This is a genomic window from Pseudomonas sp. GCEP-101 (assembly GCF_025133575.1).
GTDB classification, from domain to species: Bacteria; Pseudomonadota; Gammaproteobacteria; order Pseudomonadales; family Pseudomonadaceae; genus Pseudomonas; species Pseudomonas nitroreducens_B.
This window is the reverse complement of sequence record NZ_CP104011.1, coordinates 5,599,508-5,616,467: the sequence shown is the minus strand read 5'-3', so window position 1 is coordinate 5,616,467 and position 16,960 is coordinate 5,599,508. Positions and strand designations below refer to the sequence as shown.

General features: G+C 62.7%; 16 protein-coding genes and 1 pseudogene. 7 read left to right on the top strand and 10 right to left on the bottom strand.

What is annotated here, in order from left to right:
- Positions 1 to 427: 427 nt before the first annotated feature.
- Positions 428 to 1,318, bottom strand: a complete 891-nt coding sequence (locus tag N0B71_RS25300; RefSeq protein ID WP_259755681.1) for a LysR substrate-binding domain-containing protein — start codon at positions 1,316 to 1,318, stop codon at positions 428 to 430.
- Between the two features lie 184 nt (positions 1,319 to 1,502).
- Between N0B71_RS25300 and N0B71_RS25295 the strand changes: the two genes are divergently transcribed.
- From N0B71_RS25295 to N0B71_RS25275, 5 genes are all read left to right on the top strand, one after another.
- Positions 1,503 to 3,125: a 5-guanidino-2-oxopentanoate decarboxylase gene (locus tag N0B71_RS25295; protein ID WP_259755680.1), complete on the top strand. Its 1,623-nt coding sequence runs from the start codon at positions 1,503 to 1,505 to the stop codon at positions 3,123 to 3,125.
- 360 nt (positions 3,126 to 3,485) lie between these two features.
- Positions 3,486 to 4,589: an ABC transporter substrate-binding protein gene (locus N0B71_RS25290; RefSeq protein WP_259755678.1), complete on the top strand. Its 1,104-nt coding sequence runs from the start codon at positions 3,486 to 3,488 to the stop codon at positions 4,587 to 4,589.
- Between the two features lie 101 nt (positions 4,590 to 4,690).
- Positions 4,691 to 5,599 carry an ABC transporter permease gene (locus N0B71_RS25285; RefSeq protein WP_259755677.1) on the top strand — a complete coding sequence of 303 codons (909 nt, stop codon included), beginning with the start codon at positions 4,691 to 4,693 and terminating at the stop codon, positions 5,597 to 5,599.
- Complete coding sequence (locus N0B71_RS25280) at positions 5,596 to 6,432, top strand: ABC transporter permease (RefSeq protein WP_259755676.1); 837 nt, start codon at positions 5,596 to 5,598, stop codon at positions 6,430 to 6,432. The genes N0B71_RS25285 and N0B71_RS25280 overlap by 4 nt, the downstream gene beginning before the upstream one ends.
- Before the next feature lie 13 nt (positions 6,433 to 6,445).
- Complete coding sequence (locus tag N0B71_RS25275) at positions 6,446 to 7,501, top strand: ABC transporter ATP-binding protein (protein WP_259755675.1); 1,056 nt, start codon at positions 6,446 to 6,448, stop codon at positions 7,499 to 7,501.
- 135 nt (positions 7,502 to 7,636) lie between these two features.
- On the opposite strand, the gene N0B71_RS25270 is transcribed toward N0B71_RS25275, so the two are convergent.
- The 6 genes from N0B71_RS25270 to N0B71_RS25245 form a co-directional block, all read right to left on the bottom strand.
- Positions 7,637 to 8,161: a hypothetical protein gene (locus N0B71_RS25270; RefSeq protein ID WP_259755674.1), complete on the bottom strand. Its 525-nt coding sequence runs from the start codon at positions 8,159 to 8,161 to the stop codon at positions 7,637 to 7,639.
- A 422-nt stretch (positions 8,162 to 8,583) separates the two neighbouring features.
- Positions 8,584 to 9,312, bottom strand: a complete 729-nt coding sequence (locus tag N0B71_RS25265) for a HEAT repeat domain-containing protein (RefSeq protein WP_259755672.1) — start codon at positions 9,310 to 9,312, stop codon at positions 8,584 to 8,586.
- A 355-nt stretch (positions 9,313 to 9,667) separates the two neighbouring features.
- Complete coding sequence (locus tag N0B71_RS25260) at positions 9,668 to 9,949, bottom strand: lysozyme inhibitor LprI family protein (RefSeq protein WP_259755671.1); 282 nt, start codon at positions 9,947 to 9,949, stop codon at positions 9,668 to 9,670.
- 311 nt (positions 9,950 to 10,260) lie between these two features.
- A complete protein-coding gene (locus tag N0B71_RS25255; protein WP_121372510.1) occupies positions 10,261 to 11,058 on the bottom strand; it encodes a carboxymuconolactone decarboxylase family protein in 798 nt (265 codons plus the stop codon).
- Between the two features lie 38 nt (positions 11,059 to 11,096).
- A complete protein-coding gene (locus tag N0B71_RS25250; RefSeq protein WP_259759678.1) occupies positions 11,097 to 12,083 on the bottom strand; it encodes an aldo/keto reductase in 987 nt (328 codons plus the stop codon).
- Positions 12,084 to 12,318: 235 nt separating this feature from the next.
- Complete coding sequence (locus N0B71_RS25245) at positions 12,319 to 13,305, bottom strand: aldo/keto reductase (RefSeq protein WP_259755670.1); 987 nt, start codon at positions 13,303 to 13,305, stop codon at positions 12,319 to 12,321.
- Positions 13,306 to 13,572: 267 nt separating this feature from the next.
- Here N0B71_RS25245 and N0B71_RS25240 point away from each other — a divergent pair, with 267 nt between their 5' ends.
- Positions 13,573 to 14,481: a LysR family transcriptional regulator gene (locus tag N0B71_RS25240; RefSeq protein ID WP_259755668.1), complete on the top strand. Its 909-nt coding sequence runs from the start codon at positions 13,573 to 13,575 to the stop codon at positions 14,479 to 14,481.
- A 48-nt stretch (positions 14,482 to 14,529) separates the two neighbouring features.
- A complete protein-coding gene (locus N0B71_RS25235; RefSeq protein WP_259755667.1) occupies positions 14,530 to 15,033 on the top strand; it encodes a putative quinol monooxygenase in 504 nt (167 codons plus the stop codon).
- A gap of 208 nt (positions 15,034 to 15,241) precedes the next feature.
- Here the strand turns inward: N0B71_RS25235 and N0B71_RS25230 are convergent.
- The 3 genes and pseudogenes from N0B71_RS25230 to N0B71_RS25220 form a co-directional block, all read right to left on the bottom strand.
- A pseudogene (locus N0B71_RS25230) lies at positions 15,242 to 15,483 on the bottom strand (antibiotic biosynthesis monooxygenase family protein); the annotation flags it as partial.
- Positions 15,484 to 15,590: 107 nt separating this feature from the next.
- Entirely contained in the window at positions 15,591 to 16,202 is a 612-nt protein-coding gene (locus N0B71_RS25225) for a TetR/AcrR family transcriptional regulator (RefSeq protein WP_259755666.1), read from the bottom strand.
- Positions 16,203 to 16,225: 23 nt separating this feature from the next.
- A complete protein-coding gene (locus tag N0B71_RS25220; protein WP_259755665.1) occupies positions 16,226 to 16,822 on the bottom strand; it encodes an NAD(P)H-dependent oxidoreductase in 597 nt (198 codons plus the stop codon).
- Positions 16,823 to 16,960: the final 138 nt, after the last annotated feature.

Here is a 16,960-nt window from a genome sequence, read left to right as displayed (position 1 = left end):
CTGGAGGTTCAGCGCACGGGCGCGGCGACTGAGAACGTCAGGCGGCGAAACGAATCGGCGGACGTGGGGGAGGGTGTCGAAGGGGAGAACTGCACACGCGTGGACATGGTGGTATTCCTCTGACAGACCGCTGCTGCGCGGGCCTGTACTCGCCGATTGTTGTTGTGCGCCTGGCGTGTTGTCGCCGGCTTTGGCAGTAAGGAACAACAGCGCGGCCGGAGCTTTTCAGGCGCTCCGGTCCGCGTAGACCAAGACCTCTGCGGCTTGGTGTGAATGCAGTTGTCGCAGCTTGATGCGATGGAAAAAATAGTCCGGCGCAAATAATTACTTCAGATTTTTCGAAAGTAATTCTTCCTTGAAAGCAGGAGGCACACGCACCGTCGAAGGCCCTGCCGGTGACGCCATCGCGTCGTCGTCGCAGTTGGCCTCAGGCGGCCGGCGGCTCGGCCGCCTGGCGCAACAGCCAGTCCATCAGTTCGCGCAATTGCGGCGAGGTCTCGCGGCGTTCGGGGTAGACCAGGTAGTAGGCCGCCCCGGTGCGCACCTTCAGCTCGAAGGGTGCGACCAGGCGCCCGGCGCGAAGATCGTCGCCGATCAGCGCCCAGTCGCCCATCGCCACGCCGGCGCCCTGGGTAGCCACCGACACGGCCAGGTCGAGGGTATCGAAGTGCTGCCCCTTGCCCATGTTGCTGACCCGTGTGCCGGCCGCGGACAGCCACGCCTCCCAGTCGCGCTGGTCGCGGGTCGGGTGCAGCAGCATGTGGCGCTCCAGGTCCTCCAGCGCGCCCAGGGGCAGGGGGCCGTCGAGCAGTTGCGGGGCGCACACCGGGGTCAGTTGCTCGTCGAACAGCCGGTGGCAGGCGGGGCCTTCCTTCTTCTGCAGGCTGTAGACCACGGCGGCATCGAACTCCTCGCTGCGAAAATCCACCGAGTGCTGCACGGTGGTGGTCAGCTCCACCGGCACGTCGGGTCGCTCGGCCTGCCATTGCAACAGCCGCGGCAACAGCCAGCGCATGATGCAGGTCGGCGCCTTGAGCTGCAGCGCGTCGCGCTTGCCGCCGACTTCCTCCACCGCTTCTTCGATCAAGGCGAACACCTGCTGGATGCGCGGCAGCAGATCGCGACCCTGGGGCGTGAGGGTCAGGCCACGCGCCTGGCGCTGGAACAACGGATAGCCCAGATGCCCCTCCAGGCCGGCGATCTGCCGGCTCACCGCACCCTGGGTGATATGCAGCAGACCGGCCGCACGGGTGAAGTTGCAGCATTGCGCGGTGATCAGAAAGGTGTGCAGGGCGGGCAGGGGCGGTAGGCGCTTCATCGTGGCTCAGGCATGAGGTGAAGACATGCCTAGTATGACAAATTTTGGTTTGTCAGCGCCCTCGGCCGGCAGGTCCAATGCCGACTCCCTGCACGCGCCTCGCCTCTTCATGCCTGGCCTGGGTTTCCCTGCGGAAACACCCGACGGCGCGCCAGAACGACGATCAACAATAAGGATGAAGTCCATGGCCACATGCGGCGAAGTACTGGTGAAATTGCTCGAGGGCTACGGCGTCGAGCAGGTGTTCGGCATCCCCGGCGTGCACACCGTGGAGCTCTATCGCGGGCTCGCCCGCTCGACGATCCGCCACGTCACGCCGCGCCACGAACAGGGCGCCGGCTTCATGGCCGACGGCTACGCGCGCACCAGTGGCAAGCCGGGCGTGTGCTTCATCATCACCGGCCCGGGCATGACCAACATCGCCACGGCCATGGCCCAGGCCTACGCGGACTCGATTCCCATGCTGGTGATCTCCAGCGTGCAGGCGCGCAGCCAGCTCGGCGGCGGCCGCGGCAAGCTGCACGAGCTGCCGTCGCAGAGCAGCCTGGTGGCCGGTTGCAGCGCCTTCTCCCACACATTGATGTCGGCCGCCGAACTGCCGGCGGTGCTGGCCCGCGCCTTCGCCTTGTTCCAGGCCGGGCGGCCGCGCCCGGTGCACATCGAGATTCCCCTCGACGTGCTGGTGGAGGACGCCGACGCGCTGCTGTCGAGCCAGCCGGTTCGTGTCGCCCGCGCCGGCGCCGCACCGACGGCAGTGGCCGAGATGGCCGGCCTGCTGGCCAGCGCGCGGCGCCCGTTGATCCTCGCCGGCGGCGGCGCCGTCGACGCCGGGGCGGCCCTGCAGCGGCTAGCCGAGCGCCTGCAGGCGCCGGTGGCGCTGACGATCAACGCCAAGGGCCTACTGCCCTCGAAGCATCCGCTGCTGATCGGCTCGACGCAGTCCACCGACGCCGCCCGCGAGCTGGTCAACGAGGCCGACGTGGTGCTCGCGGTCGGCACCGAACTGGGCGAAACCGACTACGACGTGACCTTCGCCGGTGGCTTCAAGATTCCTGGCGCACTGCTGCGCATTGACATCGACCCCGACCAGACCGTGCGCAACTACCCGCCGCGCGCCGCCCTGGTGGCCGACGCCGGGCTGGCGCTGGAAGCCCTGCTGGAGGCGCTGGAAGACCAGAGCCTCGCGACCGATGCAGCGCAGTGGGGCAGCCGCCGCGCCGCCCGGGTGCGCGAAGGCGTGCTGGCGACCCTGGACGACAACCTGCGCGCCCAGACCCGCTTCCTGCAGGTGGCGCTGGAGGAGTTGCCCGACGCGGTACTGGTGGGCGACTCCACGCAACCGGTGTACACCGGCAACCTGACCCTGGACCTGGAGAAGCCGCGCCGCTGGTTCAACTCCTCCACCGGCTACGGCACCCTCGGCTATGCGCTGCCGGCGGCCATCGGCGCCTGGCTGGGCGACGACACGCGACGCCCGGTGCTGTGCCTGATCGGCGACGGCGGCCTGCAGTTCACCCTGCCGGAACTGGCCAGCGCGGTGGAGGCGCACGTCCCGCTGATCGTTCTGCTGTGGAACAACCACGGCTACGAGGAAATCAAGCGCTACATGGTCAACCGCGACATCGAGCCGGTGGGCGTCGACATCTACACCCCCGACTTCGTCGGCGCGGCCCGGGCGCTGGGCTGCAAGGCCCATCGAGCGAGCGACGAGGCCGCCCTGCGCGCTGCGTTGCGCGAAGCCAGCGCCAGCTCGCTGCCGACCCTGATCGAGATCGACCAGGCGACCTGGCTGAACAGCCAGCGCTGATCCGTCCCTTTCCCTGACGCACCCGGGCGGCAGGGATTTTTCCGGGGAGCATTTCCCCTCACGCGCCGGACTCCCGGCGCGTCTTTTTTTCTCGAACCGCTCTAGTGCGGGCCTTCCGGAGAAGGTCTGCGGCCTGCTCATGGGCGCACGCCAGCCATGCATGCAGGACATGGCTTCGATGACATTTTTTCGATTGTTGGCACTCCGCCGAGGTCGCAGGATGACCCCGCCGAACAGCCTGCTACCCCCCGGATTCCGGGGCCGCCAGGCGGATCCGGCAGGCGGGGGCGACAGCCCCGACCTCCCGCCAGATACCCGTGACCTTCCTAAACAAAAGCGATAAGAGCAAAGGAGTCCCCGATGGGCGAGCGTGATTTCAGCAGAAGGCAATTCATCAAAACGGTCGGCGCGGCCTCGGTAGCCGCGGCTGCCCTGTCCATGCCGTTCATCCGGGCCAGCGCCAGCGACAACCGCTTCCAGGGCAAGACCCTGCGGCTGCTCACCTGGTCCGACGACACCGGCCTTGCGGCGCTGCGCAACATCGCCGCCACCTTCGAGGCCAAGACCGGCGCCAAGGTGATCGCCGACCGCACCGGCAGCACCTCGGAAATGGTCGCCAAGCTCAAGGCCGGCGGCGACCGCCCGCAGTACGACGTCATCACCCTGGCCGGCGTCGGCGCCGAGGGTCTGGCCAGCGCCGGGCTGCTGGAGAAACCCGACCTCAACCGCCTGCCCAATCTCAAGGACGTACCGGCCAAGTACCAGACCGGCGCCGACGGCCACGGCATCGGTTACCTGCTGTGGTGCAACAGCCTGGTGTACAGCACCCGCACGGTGAAGGATGTGCCCGACAGCTACGCGGCGCTCTGGGACGAGGACTACGCCGGGCGCCTGTTCCTGCCGCCGCCGAACTGGACCGAGGCCATGGACCTGATCATCATCGCCGCCAAGCTGGCCGGCGGTGACGAACACAATATCGAGCCGGGCTTCAAGAAACTCGAAGAGCTCAAGGACCGGGTGATGACCCTGGGCGAGAACCCCAACCAGATCGCCGAGCTGTTCCGCACCGGCTCGCTGGATATCGGCGGCCTCTATGCGCCGGCGTTCTTCCCCAAGCAGATCCGCGATCCCAACTACGGCCTGGGCGCCACCTTCGGCATGAAGGAAGGCTTCTACACCGACCTGATGCTCTCGGTGCTGCCCAAGAACCGTCCGGGCGACGTCGACCTGGCCCACGCGTTCATCGACCACTCCCTGGACCCCCACGTGCAGGGCAAGATGGCCGAGGACATCTTCAACGGCCCGGTCAACGCCAAGGCGATCATTTCCGCCGAGGCGCGCAAGAGCCCGTACATCCTCACCCCCGAGCAGATCGCAGAGAAGGCGATCATGCACGACAACGCCTTCCTCGCCACCGTTCACGACCAGTGGATCCGCCGCTACACGGAAATCTTCTCTTCCTGATGCAGCCGTGGCCGCCACGGCGGTCATGAACAGTCGCGCGCAGGCTGCCAGCCCCGCCTGCGCGCGACGCGGACATTCTCCGTTCTGACGAGACACGCACTATGCAATCGAGCAATCCGACCCGCCCGGTCGGCGTGGCGCCCGTGCGCCCGGCCCGGGCGATTTCACCGACGGCGCGTGCCTGGCTTTTCCTCACGCCGTCGCTGTGCTTCCTCATCGTGCTCATCGCCGCCAGCCTGCTGGTGGTGCGCATGAGCGTCGGCGAGAAGGGCGCCGAATGGTCCGGCTTCAGCCTGGCCAGCTATGCCCAGCTGCTGCAGCCGTACTACCTCAAGTCGCTGTTGCTGACGCTGCGCCTGGCCTTCGTCAGCGCACTGATCGCCGTGCTGCTGGCGATCCCCGTCGGCTACAGCATGTCGCGCCTGCAATCGCCGTTGCTGCGGCGGATCTTCCTCGCCGCCGTGCTGCTGCCGCTGCTGGTCAACCTGCTGCTGCAAAGCTATGGCTGGCTGGTGATCCTCGGCCCCGCGGGCATGCTCAACAAGGCCCTGCTGGCCCTGGGCCTGATCAAGCGCCCGGTGATGCTGCTGTACAACCAGAACGGCGTGCTCATGGGGCTGGTGCAGACTGCCTTCCCGCTCGCCGTGCTGCCCATCGCCAGCGCCATGCGCGGCATCTCGCGCAGCTACGAGGAGGCCGCGGCGACCCTGGGCGCCAGCCGCTTCCAGGTGTTCCGCCAGGTGGTGCTGCCGATGAGCCTGCCGGGCATCCTCACCGGCGCCACCCTGGTGTTCGCCTACAACGCCAGCAGCTTCGTGGTGCCGCTGCTGCTGGGCGGCCGCCGCGTGCCGATGCTCGCGGTGATGGTCCATGACCAGATCGCCCCGCTGATGAACTGGCCGGCCGCCTCCGCCGCCGGCGTGGTGCTGATCGTCACCACCCTCGCCATCATGACCCTGTCGGAAGTCGTCACCGGCCGCCGCCGGCGCATCCTGGAGGCCTCGCAATGACCCGCCGCCAACCCACCTTGCCGGGCGACACCGGGCGCTTCGCCCTGATGCTCTCCGGCGTCATCCTGCTGCTCGCCGTATTGCCGATCCTGAGCATGATCGTGATGTCCTTCAGCGGCGCCGCGAACCTCGACTTTCCGCCCAGCAGCTACAGCCTGCAGTGGTACCGCGCGGCCTGGCAGACCTTCGTCTCGCCCGATGCCAGCGACGTGCTCAGCCTGGGCAAGGCGCTGACCACCAGCCTGCTGGTGTCCTGCCTGACCATGGTCCTCGCCACCCTGGTCGCGGTCCCCGCCGCCTACGCGCTGACCCGTTGCGAGTTCCGCGGCAAGGCCGTCGCCCTGCAACTGATGTCGCTGCCGCTGGTGTTCCCCATGGTCGTGCTGGGCCTGGCGCTGCTGCTGGTGTTCGACAGCCTGCCGCTGCACCTGGACACCTCGCGCCTGGTCATCGCCCACGTGATCCTCGCGTTGCCGTTCGTGGTGAAGAACTGCACGGCGGCGATGGTCGCCATCGGCAGCGAGGTGGAGGAGGCCGCACAGATGCTCGGCGCCGCGCCGCTGCGCGCCATCGTCGACGTGGTCGTGCCGCTGATGCGCTCGGGCATTCTTGCCGGGATGCTGCTGGCCTTCATCGTCTCGTTCAACGAATTCACCGTGACCTACTTCCTCTACAACATCGACGTGATGACCGTGCCGATCTGGATGTACAGCCGCACCGTGTCCTCGCTGGATCCCACCGTTTTCTCGTTCGCCGTGCTGATCGTGCTGATCGACTTCGTCCTCATCTGGGCGCTGGAGAAGCTGGTTGGCGAAGGTGGCGTGTCGTTCTGATTCGAGGTGAAACATGAATGGACTGAAACTGCATAACGTCGAGAAACACTACGGCAGCGCCTGCGCCGTGAAAGACGTGAATCTGCACCTGCCGCAGGGCAAGCTGGTCTGCTTCCTCGGCCCCTCCGGCTGCGGCAAGACCACGCTGCTGCGCATGATCGCCGGCCTGGAAAGCCTCAGCGGCGGCGAGATCCTCCTGGACGGCGAAGACATCAGCCGCATCCCGGCGCACCAGCGCAACTTCGGCATGGTGTTCCAGTCGCTGGCGCTGTTCCCGCACATGACCGTCGGCGAGAACATCGCCTATCCGCTGAAGCTGCGCGGCGTCGGCAAGGCCGACCAGCAGGCGCGCGTCGCCGAGCTGCTGCAGATGATCCAGCTGCAGCAGATGGTCGACCGGCCGGTGGCCAAGCTGTCCGGCGGCCAGCGCCAGCGCGTGGCGATTGCCCGCGCCATCGCCTCGCACCCCAAGCTGCTGCTGCTCGACGAACCGCTGTCGGCGCTGGACGCCAAGCTGCGCGAGTCGATGCAGGTGGAGATCCGCCAGCTGCAGCAACGCCTGAACATCACCACCATCATGGTCACCCACGACCAGCGCGAGGCCATGACCATGGCCGATGTCGTGGTGGTACTGGGTGAACATCGCATCCAGCAGGTGGGCACGCCGATCGAGATCTACCGCAACCCGGCCAACGCCTTCGTCGCCGACTTCATCGGCTCGGGCAACATCTTCCCGGCCACCGTGCTGGGCCAGGGTCGGGTCGAATTGCCGGGCGGCGCGGCGTTGCGCGCCAGCCATTGCCCCAGCATCCAGCCGGGCGCCAGCGTGCGCATGCTGGTGCGCCCGGAGGACCTGCAACTCTCGACACCGCAGGCACCGGCGGCGAATCGCCTGGATGGAACCGTGACCTTCATCCGCGACATCGGCGCCACCGTCGAGACGACCGTCCAGTGCTCCGGCATCTCGCTGACCGCCCTCAGCATGCCCTGCCACGACATGGGGCTGCGCGTGGGGCAGGCCGTGTCAGTGACCATCCCCGAGCAAGCCTGCCGCGTCCTGGGCGTATGACGCCATCGCGCCGGCGGCCGTAGGGCTGCCGGCGCATTTCCTTGGCGGGAACTCTTCCTGGAAACGATAGTGTCTGGGGTTGAGTTGGGGGAGGCGGGGGCGCTGGTGGGGAAGGTAGCTGCCGACCCATAGGGGTCAGTCGATAGATGTTACGAAGCGGGTATCAATACCGAGACAAGGTGAGGGCTGCGAGTTGATGAGTACGGCTGCTTCATCTCCGTTGTTCAGAAAGACTAGGTAGTCACCGGTCTCAAAAGAAACTCTAAATCCGACAAGCCGAGGCTCCTGCTCAGTCGCAGTATCGAGCACCCCCTCGACGTCGCGAACGATCGCTCCCTCCAGATGATCCGCCGATAAGCTAGCAAGGAGGCTTTCTCTCTTCCAAGCGCAAGAAGCGTTGGGCTCTATCTCGAAGGAGACAGGCGTATCAAGCGGTAATGAGTCCGCTCCAACGCTCTCGCCATCACTCAAGAGGTACATGGATAAAACCTCACCTTCGCCGAAGCACCACTCAAGAAAGCCCACGTAACCTGGGTCTTTCTCGCCATTGAAATAGTATTGGTCATGCCACAGCGCGCTCAGTTGTTTGCCCATAAGCAAGCGGGCGTCGCGTAGATCTCGCGCGGCTCTGTGGAATGAAAACGAAAGGCGGCCAGACATCAGGTTGCTCTCGTGTGGCAGATTGACAATAGATACTACACAGGCCCCAGAACATCCGCTTCTGGCCGTTTGCTGCATCCCTGCACAGTCCCACGACGCTATCGAGTCAGACGCATGTTCTCCAGTTCCTCCAAGGCAATCAGCAACTCACCCGCGGATTGGGGCTGGTGCAGGTCTACACCGGTTTTGCTTTGCACCAGTTCAATGATCGCATCCCGTGTGAGCCCGAGCTTTCGGGACACCAGAAGGGCGCATGAACGCGCGTGGGAAGCGCGGTGCGAGAAGGGTTGAGATTCATCCAGCAGCATCCGTCTGTGCGAGTTGAACGACATATCCTTCCCTTGCAAAAAATGGCGAGTCACGATGCGATAGTGGGAGTTTTCCACTCAAAGCGGACAGGGGCACTGGTTGCGCAGAAACGTTTACTGCTCCAGCGGCCATTTGCTCATTCCTTCTTTTCCAAACTCCCTAATATCTTGCTCCAAGCTACGCGACATTTGCTCCAGCACTGAGCGAGACTCCGTAGTTCCGATACGTGCAAGCGCAAAGGCGCATTTGCGCCGGAACTCCTTAAGGTTTCCCCATTGCACCAGACTGGGAAACGAGATTGTTACGGCCTTCGCAATCGCAGGTACTGCTGAAGGATTACCAAGAAGACCGAGTTCGAACACAATGTCCTCGTGCCTGTCATGTCGGTGATCCAGCAGCAGGCGGTTGAGCAATGACAAGCGATTGGCGCCCTCGGGTAGCCTATCCAGCCCTTCAAGAAGCTCCTTTATTTCGGAATGCTCGGAGTCGTTGTTAACCTTCATCGCAGAAACCTTTCGAGCGTTTTGACCCGCTCCAATCGTACCAATACCTAGTATCTGTTTCTGGCCGGTTGTTGCCTCTGACGAGAGGCCGCTACCGACCCATAGCGGACGCCTAATGAGTGCTTTCAGATCAATGCCGTAAGATATGATTTCTATTTTCGCGTGTATGGAAGGGCAGGAAAATGGAGGGATTTTCAAACCTGTTATGGCAATGGTACGGCGCTGAGCAGGAGGCGAAAATTGCCGCAATTTCCAGGCTCGTTGGTGCGCTTGAGTTTCTTGCAGCAGACGCAGCGGTGCAGAGAGATATTGTTCCTGATTGCCCCATATGTGAGGCATGGTCGTCGCACATGTTGCTGGTTCATGATGCGATCAGTATCTGTGGAGCTGCTTTGCCCGATGAGATCAGGATTCAACTCGATCGAGTCTGGGAGCTATGCTCCGCGATAAACGAGTTAAACCTTCCTTGCCATGATCGAGATGTCTTTGCGCAGCAGCCATGGCAGCCGTTACGTGCGGCGGCCAGTTACATGCTTCTCCGGATGGGGGTGGTAGAAGTAAAAACATGTCTGGCCGAGTTGTCCCCGTGATTTTTCGGTGTATTGGGGGATGATTGTGCGTTTTGACATCCGCTTCTGCCCGGGTACCGAGTCAGTGGGGGCTTGCGGCAGTGAACCTGGCAAAGCGTGGGCGCTCACCATCCATAGTCATCCATGATGTTCTTGAACTGATTTGCCAGCTTCACTCGACATTCTGACTCGTGTGCACTGGACCAAGCCCCGCCATAGGTGTCGCTCATGGAGCGGCAGAAATCGGCGCGGAACCGTTCCCAATGATCTTTTGCCGATGCAAGCCGGCTGGCCGAGTCTTTTTTTGGCTCCTGCTCAGCTTCTTTCATGAGTTGTTTGTATCTCTTATCCATATCCTCATTGGACTTTTTCCAGGCTGGATAGCTTTCGTTGGCGTACTCAACCATGGCGGGTTCTGCTGTCGAGTAAAGATGTAGCGTTGCGACCAAGAGCAGCGGTATTCGGCGAACCGCTGCCGAGAAAGTGGGGCCAGTCGAGAAGCGACTAGCGCGAGCGCGTGGTGCAGGCATCTTTGTTCATCCTTGAGCGGCGGGCCTGGCATTGAGCATAGATGAGAGTCCGCTAATGGCCGTCTGCTGCCTCTGGCGAGAGGCAACTACCTACCCAAAGCTGCCCTTCGCAGACGACAGCCCCAGGCCAGAAGTGGACGGAGCGAAGGCTCCACTCATCTTCTTGGCCTGGTACGACGTGGGGGCAGCTACTGCGCTGCCATATGTAGCTCCAGTGCATCACTTGCACGCCGCGAAGCGTCGGCGCTGACGTGTTCGCCCAGCACTTGGCCCAGCTGGCGAAGTTGCTGTGGCGTAACACCCGTGTTCAGCGCGATGCGTATATGCGCCTGCAGTTGCGGCGTCACGCCTTCCAGCGCAGAAAGCATCGCGACAGTGGCGATTTCCCGGCTTTGCCAATCCAGATTGTCGCGTTCGAAGATGTCGCCAAAGAGGTGAGCGCGCAGGTATTGATTGGCGACCGGAGCAAAGTCGAATAACGCCCCCTCGACAGGTCCACCGGACAATCTGGTTTGGTTTGCAGTGCCCACCGCCAGCAACTCATCCCCTTTGGGAATCGATTTGCTGGGTTCGCGCCCCGGTTGGTCCACGATTCCTTGTTGCTTGCGAGCCTGTACCACCTTCATCAACTCGCCCAGGGCATTCAGGCTGCGGGGGAAACCCGCGTAGGCGTACAACTGCACCAGTACCTCGCGTGCTTCGCTGATGGTCAGTCCGGCATCCAGTCCCCGATTAATCGCACGGTTCAGGCCTGGGATATCGCCCGCTGCCGCGAGGGCTGCGATGGGAATGATGCTTTCCTGGCGATTGTCGAGCGTCTCGCCAGGGAGGGTTGGTTGGTCGTGCTCAGCCATGTAGTGGTTCTCCTGTACTGCTAATGTCGGTGTCGTGACGCCCAGCGCGGCAGCCAGGCCCAGAGCAATCCCAAGAATGCGGGCAGTCCCGCGCAGATTAGTCAGCCCGCTCAGCGTCGTATCACTGCTCATCGGTGACCTTCTCCATCCGTTCCAGATTCTTTCCACGCCTAGCTACGATCAAACTGGCTTTCGGTGAACGGGTCGGCGCGGCCACCGTGCAGGGCGATCCGAGCCAGGCCTGCATCGATCTCCTGCAACTCGTCGGCGGTCAGTTGGACACTTGATGCCCCGACGTTTTCGATCAGGTGCGGGTATTGCGTGGTGCCAGGGATCGGTACGATCCACGGTCGCTGCGCCATGACCCAGGCGAGGGCGAACTGAGCGGAGGTAGTGTTCTTGCGCCGAGCCCAGTCCCGTGCGAAATATAGAAGCGGCATGTTGGCTGCCAGGGCGTCGGGCTGGAAACGCGGCAGGTTATGCCGGCGATCAGTCTTGTCGAAACGCTGGCTTGGGTTGACTGCACCGGCAAGAAAGCTCCGAGCAGTTGGACAGTAGGGAACAAAGCCAATTCCCAGCTCCTCCAGCGTCGGGAAAATCCGACTTTCCGGCTCCCGCCACCACATGGCGTATTCGCTCTGAACGGCAGTGACAGGGAGCACTGCGTGGGCTCGGCGGATGGTAGTGGCACTGGCCTCTGAAAGGCCCCAGTGCGTAACCTTGCCCGCTTGGATCAGCTCCTTCACCGTACCCGCTACGTCCTCGATCGGCACGCTGGGATCGGGGCGATGCTGGTATAGAAGATCGATTCGGTCCGTCTTCAGGCGTTTCAACGAACCGTCTACGGCACGGCGGATATGCTCAGGGCGGCTATTGAGTGTTGTGGGTCGACCTTCCTCGACGCCGAAGCCGAACTTGGTAGCGATCACCACCTGGTCGCGGATGGGGCCCAAGGCTTCGCCGACGAACTCTTCACTCAGGTAGGGGCCGTAGACCTCGGCGGTATCGAAGAACGTGACCCCCTGTTCAAAAGCGGCGCGGATGAGCGAAACCATCGCTTTGCGGTCGCGCGGACCTCCGCCGTAGTAGCCCACCATCGGCAGGCATCCAAGCCCCATGCTGGAGACTTCCAGCGAGCCGAGTCTGCGCGTGCCCATGATTTGCTCCTCAACGGGAACTCCAACTGATGGCGCGCTGCCGCCCCCGGAACTTATCGTTTGTGCTAAGGCATTTTCAGGCCTCCAGAGCGCGCTTGCCGCCAGCAGCAAGCTGGTTCCAGTAACGATGAAATGGCGACGATCCATGGACACCGAATCGTCAGAGGAGTACGTGCCGGAAATGTTTTCACTCATAAGCTGAAAGGTTCCAGTGGCATGTGGGATGGAAAAAGGGCTACCAGGCGTACGCCTGGGGCGCCTCTCCGCCGGGGCCCGGCCAGATTTCTTCCAGGCAACGCACGGTGTCTTCTGACAGCGTGATCGTCGTCGCACGCAGCGCGTCCTGAAGTTGCTCCACGGTGCGGGGGCCGATCAGCGGGGCGGTGACGACGGGGTTGCGCAGCAGCCAGGCCAGTGCGATATCCGCGGGAGCCTCGCCCAGGTCCTCACAGAGGCTTTCGAAGGCTTCCAACTGCCCCCGATGTTGTTCGATGAGGCTCATGAATGCGGGTCTTGCGCGCCGGCCGCCGGTGGCCTTTTTCAGAACACCGCCCAGCAGGCCGCCGGCAAGAGGGCTCCACGGAATTAGGCCGAGCCCGAAATGTCTGCAGGCGGGAATCACCTCCAGCTCCACCGTCCGGGCTGCCAGGTTGTAGAGGCTTTGCTCTGCCACCAGCCCAAGGAAGTTGCGGGCACTAGCCATCGACTGCGCTGTCGCAATATCCCAGCCAGCAAAATTGCTGCTGCCGACATAGAGGACCTTGCCCTGCTGGACGAGAATCTCCATGGCCTGCCAGATCTCTTCCCAGGGCGTGTGACGGTCGATGTGGTGCATCTGGTAAACATCGATGTGGTCCGTCTTCAGCCGACGTAGGCTGTCCTCGCATGCTTTACGGATGTGGTAGGCCGACAACCGCCGATCGTTCGGCCCCGGCCCCATGGGCTGATAGAGCTTGGTGGCCAGGACGATGCGATCACGTCGGCCTTCCTGTTCAAGCCAGCGGCCGATGATCTTTTCGGAAAGGCCAGAGCCTTGCGGGATGTTCGGTGATTGTTCCGTCCCGTAGACGTCTGCCGTATCGATGAAGTTGATGCCTGCCGCGACCGCTTCGTCGAGGATGAGATGGCTCGTCGTCTCGTCGGTGACGTCGCCGAAATTCATGGTGCCCAGGCACAGGCGGCTGACCTTGAGACCTGTTCGGCCGAGATGCGTGTAGTCCATGCACTTGCTCCGTGACGTGATGGCGCCTGTCGGGCGGATTGCTCCGTTCGGCGCAGGTGACCAACGATAGCGCGCATCAGGGGGCTGAATTAGCGGGTTGCTCTTGCACGGACTTGTGAGAAATTCTCATGAGCAGACGTTGAAATGAGGCGGTTTAATGGTCACCGACTCACGGGCTTTGCCCGGCTGGATCCGGACCGAAAAATTGTCAGAGCGAATATCCTGATTGGAGCGCCAAGCTAGACACCCTCGATTTGGAAGGCCTTTATGCAAACCCATCGTGCTGATGTTGCCGATCTGATCTACTTCCGGGCCATTGCCCGCCACCGCAGCTTCAGCCGCGCGGCTATCGAGATTGGCGTCAGCGCATCGGCACTGAGCCACGCGTTGAAGGGGCTGGAAAGCAGGCTTGGGGTCCGACTGCTCAACCGGACGACCAAGAGCGTTACGCTGACAACGGCAGGGGAGGCGCTCATCGAAGCGATCGGTCAGCCGCTCGAAGCTATCGATGAAGCGTTGGAAACGCTCAACCGGTTTCGCGACACCCCTAGCGGACGGATTCGAATCAATGCAGCTGTCGAGGCGGCCAATCTGCTCCTTGCGCCGATCCTGCCCGGCTTCATGGACCGCTACCCCGACGTCGAACTCGATATCGTGGCCAGCAATCGCCTGGTTGACGTGACCGACGCGGGTTTTGATGCTGGCATTCGGTATGGCGGCACGGTGCCTGAGGATATGGTGGCGCGGAGGCTGTCGGCCGACATCCGTTGGGTGATTGCGGCTTCTCCCGAATATCTGGAGCGCAATGGCTCCCCTGAGCACCCGGACGATCTGCTCAACCATCGCTGCATCAGCAACCGTCTGGGCGATGACCGGGTTTATCGATGGGAGTTGGAGCGCGATGGAGAGGCGCTGCAGATCGCCGTGCCGACCTCCGTGACAGTCGATCATGCGGAGACCGGGTTGGTCGCCGTGCTGGGTGGTGCAGGCTTGATGTATTTCCCGGAGCCTTTGGTTGCGCCCTATGTGAACGCTGGGCGGCTTCGTCTGGTGCTGACTGAATGGGCCCCGCAAGAAGAGGGATTCCACATCTATTATTCAAGTCGCCGGCAACTGCCGACGGGGCTGAAGCTTCTGATCGAATACATTCGGGAAATCAAGCCGCTTGGCTATTAAATGCGCGCCTGCGCGACCCATCCTCCGTTGTAGACGGAAGATTCAAGCATGACCCGTTGTCCTCGTTGGGAAAAACGAGGCTGGAAGCAGATTATGTCGAGTCTATTCTTCGAGCGCCGCAGCGCAGCCATCTTTTTACTCGTCGTTTTGGTCGCGCTGCTACCGTTGGGTGATCTTTATGCGCAGGAGCCAAAAATGCTCGTCAGGATCTCTGAAATCGAGATATTCAATCAGCATCTGGAAGAATATCAGCGCATCTTGAACGAAGAGGCCGAAGCCTCCATGCGCCTAGAGCCCGGGGTTCTTTGCATTTTTCCGACCGCACAAAAGGACAATCCGACGCTCATCAGGATTCTGGAAGTTTATGCGAGCCACGATGCTTACGATGCGCATATAAAATCGCCCCATTTCCAGAAATATAAGAGCTCGACGTTGGCGATGGTGAAGTCGTTACGTCTGGTGGACATGGAAGCTATGAATGCAGAAGCGATGCCGCTGATCTTCAAGAAAATGAGCGAACGACCGTCCGCGCCGAACACTGTCCAGCCTTGAAGAGTTAATTGCTTTGCGTTTGATCGGTGCCTCAGGCAAGGGGCCGCCGAGTGGACTCCGAGCTCGTAATTGCCTGAAGAATAGACGTCCGCTTCTGGCCGATTGCAGCCCAAGAAAAGACTGCAATCCGCCGGGTACTGCAGCAGCCAAGCCGAGAAGATGGGAGCACCGTGGGTGAATCCCGCTCCCACGATGTGATGGAGCTCCCCGAGAAGTCGGCCTGCAGACCTTCCATGAACAGGTGATGGTCGTCACTCGCTCCGAAGCCGGGCGTGTGGTCCGCGAGTGATTGCCAGCGCACGATCAGGGTGAAGTGCCGTGGCGTTTCGATTCCCTGGCCAGCAGGTGCCCGCTAGCCTTTGCTCGGCGGAGCAGAGAGGCGACCTCGGCGAAGGCCTGCTTGAGGCGATCGATGTGCTGCGCATGAACGGCGCCCACGTGCGGTCGCAGTTGCCTCGGTATTTACCGATGTGGCAATGCGCGCAAGCTCGCAGCCAGCGTGGAAAAAACGTCATGGTTGGGGGAGGGCAGAAGGGAACGATCGAGCCAACCGCCGTTCAGCCCGAGCTGAGCTTGCTGCGTTTGACCATCCCCAGGAGGGTGTGCCGCAGCTCTTCTTTTGCATGCTCCGCCGTGATGTCTCCCACCACCGCGGCATCCGACAACGCGTCGGCGGCGCCCAGCAGCGCCCAGAGACTGGCGCTCGATAGACCCGGCGCCCCGGTGAAGGGTGCAAATATCTCCGCACATTTTTTGATGAGCGCCTTCTGGTACTGGCGCTTGACGACCGCCAGCTCCGGCGAGCCGCTCAGGGCAGCCAGGACGCCCTGGATCTCGCGACCCTGCGTCAGCACGCAGTCGACATACGCAGCGGCGAAGACGCGCGCCTTGTCCGCCAGGGTCTGCTTGGCGCCTTCGATGGCGGCATCGAACAGCGCTGTTTGCCGGATGTCGTAGTCTTCGTACAAGGCCGCGAGCAGGCCGTTGCGCGTGCCGAAGTGGTCGTATACGACGGGCTTGGTGATGCCGGCGACATCGGCCAGGCGCCCCAGCGTGAGGGCGTCCGTCCCCTCATCGCTGATCAGCGCCCAGGACGCATCCAGCAATTGGCGAGTGCGTGCCTCTCGGGTCAGGCGTCGACGCGAAGGCACAGGCGTAGGTGAGGTCATGCAGGGGATTGTCCCACTCTGCCTCAGTGCTGGGAAGCCGACACGTTAGCGCCTATTCCGAATGCGGTGTCCAGGTGAGCGGCCGGATAGCCTTCATCCGATGCGAGGAGAAACGTGGAGCTGTGCACGCGGGCGCCGCAGTAATCGAATATCCCGTGGTCGATCTGGGTCTTCATGGCAGGCGCGTAGCCGTGGCGCGTGAAGGTGCCTTCATCGGCTCCCCCCACCGCAACCAGGTGGACATTCAGACGTTGCAGCTTCTTCACCACCTTGCCGTTGCCGCTGTCCTCGTAGGCCCAGCCGATCGAAAACACACGATCGATCCAGCCCTTGAGCAGGGCAGGGAATGACCACCAGTAGATCGGGTAGACGATCACCAAGGCATCAGCGCGATCCAGGCGCTCCTGTTCGAACGCCACATCGGCGGGAACGCCTCCCTGGCCGGTGAAGAGCGCCTGATCCGCCTGGTTGAAGCGCGGATCGAAGCCTTCGGCCGCCAGGTCGGCGATCTCCGTGGTGTGCTGCGAGTTCGCAGCGGCGATGCCCTGCGCGACGTGTTGGGCGATGGCGTGCGTCAAGGAATGGGGGTTGGGGTGGGCGACGACAATCAGGCTGTGCATGGTGGAAGCTCCAGTGACGTGGCGAGCGGCCGTGAGGCCTCAGGTGAGAGCGAGTTGCTACTTACCGAAAGTAACTTACCATTGGTAACTTGTCGAGCGTCACGGAAAGCGGCTCAGCACGAAGTGATGTCGCCCAAG

Coding starts and splice junctions, on each gene's coding strand:
- N0B71_RS25300 (WP_259755681.1), bottom strand. CDS start 1,318: ATGAAGCGCCTACCGCCCCTGCCCGCCCTGCACACCTTTCTGATCACC.
- N0B71_RS25295 (WP_259755680.1), top strand. CDS start 1,503: ATGGCCACATGCGGCGAAGTACTGGTGAAATTGCTCGAGGGCTACGGC.
- N0B71_RS25290 (WP_259755678.1), top strand. CDS start 3,486: ATGGGCGAGCGTGATTTCAGCAGAAGGCAATTCATCAAAACGGTCGGC.
- N0B71_RS25285 (WP_259755677.1), top strand. CDS start 4,691: ATGCAATCGAGCAATCCGACCCGCCCGGTCGGCGTGGCGCCCGTGCGC.
- N0B71_RS25280 (WP_259755676.1), top strand. CDS start 5,596: ATGACCCGCCGCCAACCCACCTTGCCGGGCGACACCGGGCGCTTCGCC.
- N0B71_RS25275 (WP_259755675.1), top strand. CDS start 6,446: ATGAATGGACTGAAACTGCATAACGTCGAGAAACACTACGGCAGCGCC.
- N0B71_RS25270 (WP_259755674.1), bottom strand. CDS start 8,161: ATGTCTGGCCGCCTTTCGTTTTCATTCCACAGAGCCGCGCGAGATCTA.
- N0B71_RS25265 (WP_259755672.1), bottom strand. CDS start 9,312: ATGCCTCACATATGGGGCAATCAGGAACAATATCTCTCTGCACCGCTG.
- N0B71_RS25260 (WP_259755671.1), bottom strand. CDS start 9,949: ATGGTTGAGTACGCCAACGAAAGCTATCCAGCCTGGAAAAAGTCCAAT.
- N0B71_RS25255 (WP_121372510.1), bottom strand. CDS start 11,058: ATGAGCAGTGATACGACGCTGAGCGGGCTGACTAATCTGCGCGGGACT.
- N0B71_RS25250 (WP_259759678.1), bottom strand. CDS start 12,083: ATGGGCACGCGCAGACTCGGCTCGCTGGAAGTCTCCAGCATGGGGCTT.
- N0B71_RS25245 (WP_259755670.1), bottom strand. CDS start 13,305: ATGGACTACACGCATCTCGGCCGAACAGGTCTCAAGGTCAGCCGCCTG.
- N0B71_RS25240 (WP_259755668.1), top strand. CDS start 13,573: ATGCAAACCCATCGTGCTGATGTTGCCGATCTGATCTACTTCCGGGCC.
- N0B71_RS25235 (WP_259755667.1), top strand. CDS start 14,530: ATGACCCGTTGTCCTCGTTGGGAAAAACGAGGCTGGAAGCAGATTATG.
- N0B71_RS25225 (WP_259755666.1), bottom strand. CDS start 16,202: ATGACCTCACCTACGCCTGTGCCTTCGCGTCGACGCCTGACCCGAGAG.
- N0B71_RS25220 (WP_259755665.1), bottom strand. CDS start 16,822: ATGCACAGCCTGATTGTCGTCGCCCACCCCAACCCCCATTCCTTGACG.